Annotated in this window: 11 protein-coding genes; 5 read left to right on the forward strand and 6 right to left on the reverse strand. The window is 60.9% G+C overall.

All coding sequences use genetic code 11. The features are described from left to right. Positions 1–66: 66 nt before the first annotated feature. Both AC0QTX_RS21965 and AC0QTX_RS21970 read left to right on the forward strand, forming a co-directional pair. On the forward strand, positions 67–336 hold the full coding sequence (locus tag AC0QTX_RS21965; protein ID WP_474605950.1) for a GlsB/YeaQ/YmgE family stress response membrane protein: 270 nt from the start codon (positions 67–69) through the stop codon (positions 334–336). A gap of 309 nt (positions 337–645) precedes the next feature. Continuing rightward, positions 646–1,689 carry a hypothetical protein gene (locus AC0QTX_RS21970; protein WP_474605951.1) on the forward strand — a complete coding sequence of 348 codons (1,044 nt, stop codon included), beginning with the start codon at positions 646–648 and terminating at the stop codon, positions 1,687–1,689. A 312-nt stretch (positions 1,690–2,001) separates the two neighbouring features. Here the strand turns inward: AC0QTX_RS21970 and AC0QTX_RS21975 are convergent, their stop codons facing one another. Next, complete coding sequence (locus tag AC0QTX_RS21975; protein ID WP_474605952.1) at positions 2,002–2,751, reverse strand: LuxR C-terminal-related transcriptional regulator; 750 nt, start codon at positions 2,749–2,751, stop codon at positions 2,002–2,004. A 215-nt stretch (positions 2,752–2,966) separates the two neighbouring features. Then, complete coding sequence (locus AC0QTX_RS21980) at positions 2,967–3,326, reverse strand: response regulator (protein ID WP_474605953.1); 360 nt, start codon at positions 3,324–3,326, stop codon at positions 2,967–2,969. Positions 3,327–3,657: 331 nt separating this feature from the next. On the opposite strand from AC0QTX_RS21980, the gene AC0QTX_RS21985 reads away from it, so the two are divergent. Next, positions 3,658–4,464 (forward strand): hypothetical protein, encoded by an 807-nt coding sequence (locus tag AC0QTX_RS21985; RefSeq protein WP_474605954.1) that lies wholly within the window; start codon positions 3,658–3,660, stop codon positions 4,462–4,464. Positions 4,465–4,653: 189 nt separating this feature from the next. Here AC0QTX_RS21985 and AC0QTX_RS21990 read toward each other — a convergent pair whose 3' ends face one another. Next, on the reverse strand, positions 4,654–5,247 hold the full coding sequence (locus tag AC0QTX_RS21990) for a PAS domain-containing protein (RefSeq protein WP_474605955.1): 594 nt from the start codon (positions 5,245–5,247) through the stop codon (positions 4,654–4,656). A 144-nt stretch (positions 5,248–5,391) separates the two neighbouring features. Here AC0QTX_RS21990 and AC0QTX_RS21995 point away from each other — a divergent pair, with 144 nt between their 5' ends. After that, entirely contained in the window at positions 5,392–5,760 is a 369-nt protein-coding gene (locus tag AC0QTX_RS21995) for a hypothetical protein (RefSeq protein ID WP_474605956.1), read from the forward strand. 384 nt (positions 5,761–6,144) lie between these two features. Here the strand turns inward: AC0QTX_RS21995 and AC0QTX_RS22000 are convergent, their stop codons facing one another. Continuing rightward, the gene (locus AC0QTX_RS22000) at positions 6,145–6,492 is read right to left on the reverse strand and encodes a GNAT family N-acetyltransferase (protein WP_474605957.1); all 348 of its coding nucleotides are present in this window, start codon (positions 6,490–6,492) and stop codon (positions 6,145–6,147) included. A gap of 72 nt (positions 6,493–6,564) precedes the next feature. Between AC0QTX_RS22000 and AC0QTX_RS22005 the strand changes: the two genes are divergently transcribed. Continuing rightward, the gene (locus AC0QTX_RS22005) at positions 6,565–7,377 is read left to right on the forward strand and encodes an alpha/beta fold hydrolase (RefSeq protein ID WP_474605958.1); all 813 of its coding nucleotides are present in this window, start codon (positions 6,565–6,567) and stop codon (positions 7,375–7,377) included. A gap of 234 nt (positions 7,378–7,611) precedes the next feature. Here the strand turns inward: AC0QTX_RS22005 and AC0QTX_RS22010 are convergent, their stop codons facing one another. Next, complete coding sequence (locus AC0QTX_RS22010; protein ID WP_474605959.1) at positions 7,612–7,857, reverse strand: hypothetical protein; 246 nt, start codon at positions 7,855–7,857, stop codon at positions 7,612–7,614. Continuing rightward, a complete protein-coding gene (locus AC0QTX_RS22015; RefSeq protein WP_474605960.1) occupies positions 7,854–8,297 on the reverse strand; it encodes a Crp/Fnr family transcriptional regulator in 444 nt (147 codons plus the stop codon). Before AC0QTX_RS22015 ends, AC0QTX_RS22010 begins: the two co-directional genes overlap by 4 nt. Positions 8,298–8,451 lie beyond the last annotated feature (154 nt).

The raw sequence follows: 8,451 nt of genomic DNA on the forward strand, positions 1-8,451 counted from the left end.
TGGGCTGCAACCCAAACCGGACACTAGGGTTGCCTCTCTGGACGACGTCTCTCGGCAGGAGCTCTCATGAGCATCATGTGGACCGTGGCGCTAGGCTTGACCGCTGGCGTCGTCGCCAGACTGGTTACACCCGGCAGAAAGGGACCGTTCGGGTTCATGCTGACCGGCCTCCTTGGCATCATTGGCGCCATAGCGGCCTCATATCTGGGGCAAGAGGCAGGCTGGTATCAGGCGGAGGACAGCACCGGGTTGATAGTAGCTGTCCTTGGAGCGATCGTCCTACTTATGATCTGGGGTCTCCTGTTCAGGAGCCGACGCCCAACCTCCTCTATCTGACACTCACCAATTCAACGGCTTCATCCTTGGTCGACGTCGAGGAGCGCTCACTAGCGGTTCATAGGTCCTGTACTCGTCTTTCCTGACAGCCGCTCAGGCAGATGGCACCTTTCCCGCCTGATCAGAAGGTCGGTTCTCTAGGGCGGGTGGGCTGCGCCATCAGCCATTATCCCGTAACGAAACGAGGCTGATAGGCTGATGAGAAACCGCGAGGACCGTTATTTTGCCTCAGAAACAATCCCTGCGTTTTCGGAAACCATGATGTAGAAATCGCATTGGATAAGGCGATCCCTAGCAAGGCGTCACGTGATGTCCGTCTTCTCGCTCGTCAATCCTGATCTCATCCTCAAGGCTCTGAACCTCGTAGGCGAGGAGCTCCGCGACCGGAGAATGCTTGGCGAGATCATGGTCTGCTCCGGCCACGTCTTCCTCCTGCGCTATGGCTGGAACGATGACGGCAACCCCATCGAACAGGTCGACATCTCCTTCGATGGCAAGAACGGCCCTATCCGACAGGCCTGTGAACGGGTAGGACAGTTCGTATGGCTTCCGGATGGCTGGGTCGATCGGCTCCTGCCCAGACTGTGCCGGGATGGCACCCCGCAGTCTGGGGACTTCCCGACCGGGATGTATCCCTCATGGGAGAGGCCCGGGCTCCGGGTGCTGGCGGCTCCGCCCCGCCTCCTGCTTGCGATGGTGTTCCTGGCCACCATGCGTCCAATGCCCGACACCACTGTCGAGGACCTGGAGGGAGCCTTCCGGATCGCAGCCGATGCTGGCATCAGGACGGGTAAGGGCCTCAGAAAGCTTGTCATGCCGTACATCCAGAGGAGGACGGATGAGGACAGTGACTTGCGGAAGGTTGTTGAACACAAGCTGTCAGCTTTCGAGATAGGCCTTGATCGGTTCGGTCTGGGACCGCCATTGAAGTTCAGGCCGAAGTGCTTGGCCAATGTAGCTGAACTCATTCGCGGAAACCCAGACTGGTTTCATTACGCGATGTGCCAGTTCCAGGAGGCGTTTTACCTGGAGCGCAGCAGGGATACTCAGCAGGCGATGCTCGACCCGGCGCCCGCGCCGCTGGAACTCGGCTGGAACGACGCGTGGATCGGTGCCGTCGGGGAGCATATGGCCCGGCGCTGGGATCTCAGGGTGCCACCCTGGACACAGGAAGCGCCGTTCATGGGTAATGGCATTCCGGACTTCTTTTCCTTGGAGTCGCCGGCACGCGACATTGAGATCGTGGAGACGCCCCCGGCCTTCCGTCGAAGGCTGCTTTTCACGTCCGCAGAGCCGCTCATGAACGCGAAGTTCCCGAGCCACATGAAGCCGCGGATGCCGTATTGGATTTAAGGGAGGTCTTTCGTCTCCCAGTTTGTAGCTTCGCAAGGCTCAATCTGCGCCACTGCTCGCCCAGATTAGCCTGTCGAGCCGTTTTCCTGCTCATTGAGTGCCATGTAGGAAGCACGGGATAAGAAAACCTGTGCCGGAGATTTTCTGCTGTGAACGGACGATCCCTGACGGACTGGGAGTTTGCCCCCGCTGTGCCCGCCCTCAGGCTCCGTTCGGCCAGAACCGCCGCATTTTGATGGCGTTCGGGTTGCTGGTCATGCTGATGATCGTGGTCATCGGCCTACAGGATAAAGTGTCCATCCACTGACCGCCTCATCCAGCAAGTTCTACATCCTGGGAATTCACTTTGAGGCCGAAGAACTGAGACGCCCACATGGCAGCCTGGGTGCGGTTGGCAGCTTGTGCTTTGCGCAGGATCGCCTTGAGATGCACCTTGATCGTTGCTTCCGCTAGGCCAAGCTCCCGGGCGATCATCTTGTTAGAGGCGCCCGTCGTGAGCAGCCGCAGGATCTGCGCCTCCCGTTCTGAGAACCTGCCAAGTGTTCCACCCTGGTCGTTGGCAGGAGACGTCATCCCGGGCCTGCGGGCAAGCGAGGGCTCGTCGAGCAGAGCAAGGCCGATTGACGCTGGCAGGAAGGTCTCACCTAGCATCACCAGTTCCAGCGTCTTAATGAGAGCGCCCTGAGAGATCGCCGTCGGGCACAGGCCATTCAGGCCGGCGTTGACCAACTGCCAGAGCGCCCGCGGCTCCAAGCCATCCGCCAGGAGCACCAGCCGCGCGCCGGGGCAGCGACCCTTCAGCTCTTCGAGGAGTTCAGCATAGCCCTCGGGCGAGAGGCTCTCGCAGATGAGGATGAGAGTGGGAGCGGTGTCGTCCGCTGCCGAAAGAGACGGCACACCTGTGGACGCGTCATTAAAGAGAGCAAACTGGGATCCGGTCAGAAGCTGGGCAATGCCCGTGCGCAGAAGGGTATTCCGGCACAGCAGGTAGGTGGTCACATGGTGGAGGGGGTTCTGAGCAAGCGGAAGAATCTGCGCCTTGTAGGCGACGTTTTGGTCCATAGGTTTTTTGCCCCTTGCGATAATTTCTGGTCCAGCGCAGACGCAAAAGTCTCCCCGTGCTCTGGTATCAGAGCTCGAACGACATGCAACTTGCTGAGAGAGCCGTCCTACGGATCAGGCTCGACTAGGCAATAACCGTCGTGGAGCGGGGCAGTTCCTAAGAAGATTGCCTCCTAACGGTTTAACCCTTTTGGATACCGTCAATGTCGGGGTGCTCACGCAAAGGCGCGGGGTGTCATGATCTGCGGCGTTGTTGTCTGCTGGATCACGAGGATCATCGCATCCGGCAGGTATGGCTTGGAGACGAACGCTACCTTCTCCGATATGTCATCAGTTCCCGGACGCTGACGACCAGACGAGATCACCACGCTGATTCCAGGCCATCGCTTTTGAATAACCTGAGTCAATTCCAGCCCATTGATCGACCCAGGCATTTTTATGTCTGTCAATACAGCTGGAATATCAAGACGCGCTTGCAGGACAGTCTGGTACCAAAACCTAATCGTTTGCCCGCTCCATGCGCGATTGCTCTTCCAAAAGTTGGTTGCGAACGCACGACGAAGCTCACTGAACAAAAAAGTCCGCCGGGTTGCGGCTCGAAAGCCGCGTTCCGCAATTCCTCACCTAACCCAAAGAAATGCGCGGTCCGGCTCCACGCTTCCAATTTTGGGCGAAGGTAATGACGCACGACAGCTCGAATTTATCCGCGGACACGCAAGACGATCCATCATGCTTTGTGTTGATCAGAGTATCAGCTGGATCCTATACCGAAGATATTCGTCCGTTGCTATGGAACTAAATTCCTTAAAGCTGAGTCTTCCTCACAGGATCCCGCCGGGGTACCTCCAAGGGAGTAGCGAGATGGTTTCACGTGCAGGTTCGAGTAGCCTTCGCCGCGGGGCTTCAGTGTTTAGCGCGGCAGTTCTCCTGACAACTTGTCTGACCTGGGATCCGGCCTTATCCCGCGACCGCGGCGAGAACGGCGTCTCGGCCGGGCTCGGCGCTAGTATTGGAGGTGACAGCGGCATCGGAGCTGGCCTGGGTGCAAGTGTCGGCGGGTCCGGCGGCGTCTCAGCTGGCGGCGGAGCTAACGTAGGTGGTTCGAGCGGCGTGGCAGCCGGAGCGGGTGCTAATGTGGGCGGATCCAGCGGCGTCAGCGCCGGTGCGGGCGCCAATGTCGGCGGCTCCTCGGGCGTAAGCGCCGGTGGCGGTGCCAGCATCGGCGGATCGAGCGGGGTCAATGCCGGGCTTGGCGCGAGTGTCGGCGGATCTGATGGCGTCACGGCTGGCGTGGGCACTAGCATCGGCGGTTCTAGTGGCGTCAGCGCTGGCGTTGGGGCCGGGATTGGCGTCTCCAACGGTGTCGACGTGGGCGTCGGGGTTGGTGTCGGCGGCGGTGGCTCCTCGGGTGGTGGCGGAATTATTGGTGGCGGGGGCACTGGTGGTATTGGCGGTGGCGTCATTGGGGGCGGCACGGCCAATCCGTCGCGTCCGGGGGTCGGGCGCAACCCGCCCGTCACCGGCGGCATCGGCACGAACCGGCCGAACAATCCCCAGCAAGCCGAGCGTCTGCGGGCTGAGATCCGCAGCATGAGCGCGGATGAGCGCCTGAGATTGCGGCGCGGCTGCGCCACGGTATCTGCTTCGCCCGAGAGCTACGACGCCGACATGCAGGCCCTGTGCCGACTGATGAGCCGCATGTCCGCACGCTGATACCGGATGGGATCAAAGTAGAAGCGCGGTACCGATGGCCCGCGCTCCTCCATGTTTGTTGGCTGTCACGTGCTCGCGTTGAGCGCGACCCCGATGATCTAGTCGGTGACGGAAGTTCAGCTCCGCGCGGTCGCAGCGCTTGTGCATGATGGCAAAGCCTTCACCTATGACAGTCTGTGGACAGGCTGGCTACGCTCGCGCGCACTGAGTCTGGTCGCTGCCTTCGACGAACAGGCCAAGCACATGCCCTGCCTCGTTCTCGATCGGCCGGTAGACAAAATCAATTAGGTGTTCCGCAAGTGGGCCACCTGCTGTTGCCTGGAGCCGCACTGGCAGCATGCGTCCCACGAATGGCTTTCTGGTTGCATAGACCTGATCAAGCAGATCGTAGTAGCCCTGTCCCTTCAACTCAGGCAAAGCGCTGCGCACTGGGGTATTAAGCAGTTCCCGGTGGCCGACAAGGTTGTAGTAGTCGGGGTTCACAGCGTCGAATGTGTGATCCGGCCCTCGAAGAACGGCTCTGAACGATGACGCGGACAGGACGCTAATTTCTTGTGCCTCCATGAGGAAGCTCCGGGCTGCCTCAAGGGGCCCATTCACAACGAGAGGGTTAATCGTGGAGGCTGGGATCGGGCGGCATTGACCATCCAGGGCTGTGATGGCCGCCCGGGCGTATATCCTTAGCTGCTCTTTCAAGCTCTCCAGCTCACGCTCCCAGCCGCGTGCCTCATCAAGTGTGTCGTAGAACGCCTGAGCTATCGCCTCGACTTCGCACGCGGTCATCGATCACCTCACGTGGCAACCATCTGACGGAGTAATCCATCCGGCTATGCTTGAGTTTCACTCAGATCGCGGGGAACCTTCACAATAGGAAGAAAGTAGAAGACCAAGGATACCCTGCCCCTGACACATGAATTTCTGGCCGAAATGCTCGGCGTCCAACGGTCACCCCTTAGTGCCATCCTGCGTCCCCTCCAGACTAATGGCCTCATCACGCAGCGCCGAGGATGCGTTGTCGTAACCGACCGCGCTGGTCTCGAACAAACAGCCTGTAAATGCTACGGCAGGATGCGCTACTTTTTCGACAAACTGCTTCCCGGCACCTATGCTCCACCTGATGACGCTAAACGACCAAACCCGCTGCATCAGTGTGAACGGCATTCTCTAGTGCTCGGCAGCGGCGCTGAGGTCGCTCCGAAACAGTTCACCCTCATGGATGCTTCCTTGGGCAAAGCTGATGCCCTGAATCGGCGATCCACGTGCTGGTCGCGCACAACTCTGCTCGTACTGCGCTAGCCCGAGACCCTGTAGCCACTGCGCGACATCCACGTCTTGTCTCCTGTCGAGAGGCCGCAGTGTGCCAAGGGGGTACACAGAGGCTGCTCATACAGCGAGCAAACTCTTCGGGGTCCATCCCTGATGAAGGGCCTGACTTCGGTTTGTGTAAGCCCACAACGGAATGTCTCCACCGGGTCAGGCAACGAAACACGTTCACTGACAGGAACGTCTGATGTTCCTGTCCAAAGCGGAAGTTCGGCCCTCGTCCGGAACGTGCCATGAACCGACATTCCGCGACCATCGAAAGAACTTCGGATAAGCCTGTGTGGCATGGGTACTGTCAGACCGTGCGGCGTGCGATCCACGCCGCCAGAACACGCAGGAGAAGAACCGCAGGGGAGCTCACAGCCGCTTCTCAAACCAGTGGTGGGCGTATGGCTCACCATTGAACGGATCTACTTCCTGGTAGCCCGCCGCTCGGTAGAGCGCCTGAGCCTCGGTCAAAGTTCGATTGGTCTCCAGGCGGAGCCGCGTCAGGCCAGCCTCATCCGCTATCATCTCCAGCCGCCGCAGCACCCGGCGTGCGATTCCGAGCTCTCTCGCGGTTGGTGCCGTCCATATCCGCTTGACCTCGCCTGTGCCCTCCATTCCGACCTTCAGCGCTCCGCACCTCACAGGAGCACCGTCAAGCCACGCGACCACGAGGAACCCTGCGGGTGGCAATCCTATTCCCAGGTAGTGCGGAACCATCCAGATCCATTGAAGGTGGAACCATCACGCCATCATTGCTTGGCCTCTCTCGCTCGCGGTACAATGGCGGGCATGTCAGCCGATTTGCGATTTGCGAAACATCGCCTGCCGTCCGGCCTCGGCCTGCACGTGGCCGCGCAGGGGCCGGAGAGCGGCCGGGCCGTGCTGATGCTGCACGGCTATTCCGATTCCTGGGTATCCTACAGCCGCATTCTCCCGCTCCTCCCGGCGGACTGGCACGTGATCGTGCCGGACCAGCGCGGACATGGAGACTCCGACCGGCCCATGAATGGCTATGCTCCCGCCGATTTGGCCGCAGACGCCATCCAACTCATGGACCTGCTTGGCATCGCAGAGGCCGCCCTGGTCGGCCACTCCATGGGCAGCTTCATCGCCCGCGCAGTTGCCGCTCAAGCTCCCCAGCGCGTTGAACGCCTGGTCATCGTCGGCTCGGCCGCGACCGCGAGCAACGCGGTCACGCAGGACCTGCTGCGGGAGGTCGAGGCGCTCGACGATCCCGTCGGCGAGGACTTCGTCCGCGCGTTCCAGGCCAGCACCATTCACCGCCCGGTGCCGGCAGCGTTCTTCGAGCGGATTGTGGCCGAGAGCCTAAAGCTCCCGGCGCACGTCTGGAAAGCCGCGCTGTCCAGCCTTCTCACGGCCGATCCCGCGCCAGATCTCGCCCGGATCCGCTGTCCAGTCCTAATCCTGGGTGGCGACCGAGACGGTGTCTTCTCGCGGACAGAGCAGGAGCACCTCGCCACGCGCATCCCTGGCGCGATGCTCAAGATCAGCCCCGAGATTGGCCATGATCCCCAGTGGGAGGCGCCGGACGATGTCGCGCTTGATCTGCTCGCGTTCCTCCGTAGCCCGAAGACTCGGTAGGTGGGCGGAAGCTTTCCGGGGTGTGCATCAGCGTTCCGGGATAGCCGCTCTTCTCCTTTCAACACGCAAGGCCTGCATGGGGTCAATCTTGGTAGGAGCACGGCTTCGCGCGAAAGTCCGCTCGTCCCAGCAGTGCGGAAGTGCGGCTAAGGCCAGCCCCGTGCCATTTCCAGACGTTCCGGGTACATGAGCGCTCAACCTCGAAGAAGGCCATTTATGGAGTTGCAAGCCGTCTCAGTGCCGTCTGGCAAGGTGCCGGACGATGGCTTCCTGGGCCGCCTCCAAATCAGGGTATGTGGGCTGACCCAGTCCTTCCAGCACACCGAACTTGGCTTCCATGTACCACTGCCCGGATAAGCCGTCATACTGGTCCGAGAGATGGGTCAGCACCGCTACCAGCCGCTGGTCCTCGTCGAGGACCAGCATGCCATCCTCGTCAAATCCCGTTGCCACGCGGATGGGCTGGAAGGTAAGGCTCATGCGGCAGCCTGCTCAGTCTCCAGATGCAGGTAGGTCGGGTCGAACTCGCCCACCTGCTTCAGCCTGTCCCAATCGGGAATGCTCAGCCGGTCGCCGCTCAGATCGATCAGGCCCTCGGCCCGCATCTGCTGCAGCACCCGGTTGACGTGCATCGTGGTGAAGCCGAGCGCGTCGGCGAACTCGCCTTGGGTGATCGGCAGGTCGCAGGCATGGTCCTCGACCAGGCCCACAGCCTGCCGGCGCACCAGCAACTCGCACCGCACATGGGCCATGCGGCTCATGCCTTCGCGCCGGCCGACATTAGTCACCCACTCGCGGAAGACCGCCGCATCGATGAGGATCTCGCGCCAGAACGCGGCGGTGATGCGGGGGTAACGGGTGCAGATGTTGCGCAGCCGGCTGAGTGGGGCATCAGCACAATAGACTTCGGTTACTACCAAACTTTGCGGTTGCGTCCGCGAATGATGACAGAAGGAAAGAGTGTCAGGGAACCTAGTGGAACGGTCTAAGAGGTCGTCTCGGGGATGACCTTGGTCAGGCTGCCGGTGGCGGGGAACAGTGGGATCAGGCAGGCCTGGAGCGCGTGGTAGAGGT

Source organism: Microvirga sp. jy35 (genome assembly GCF_056148915.1).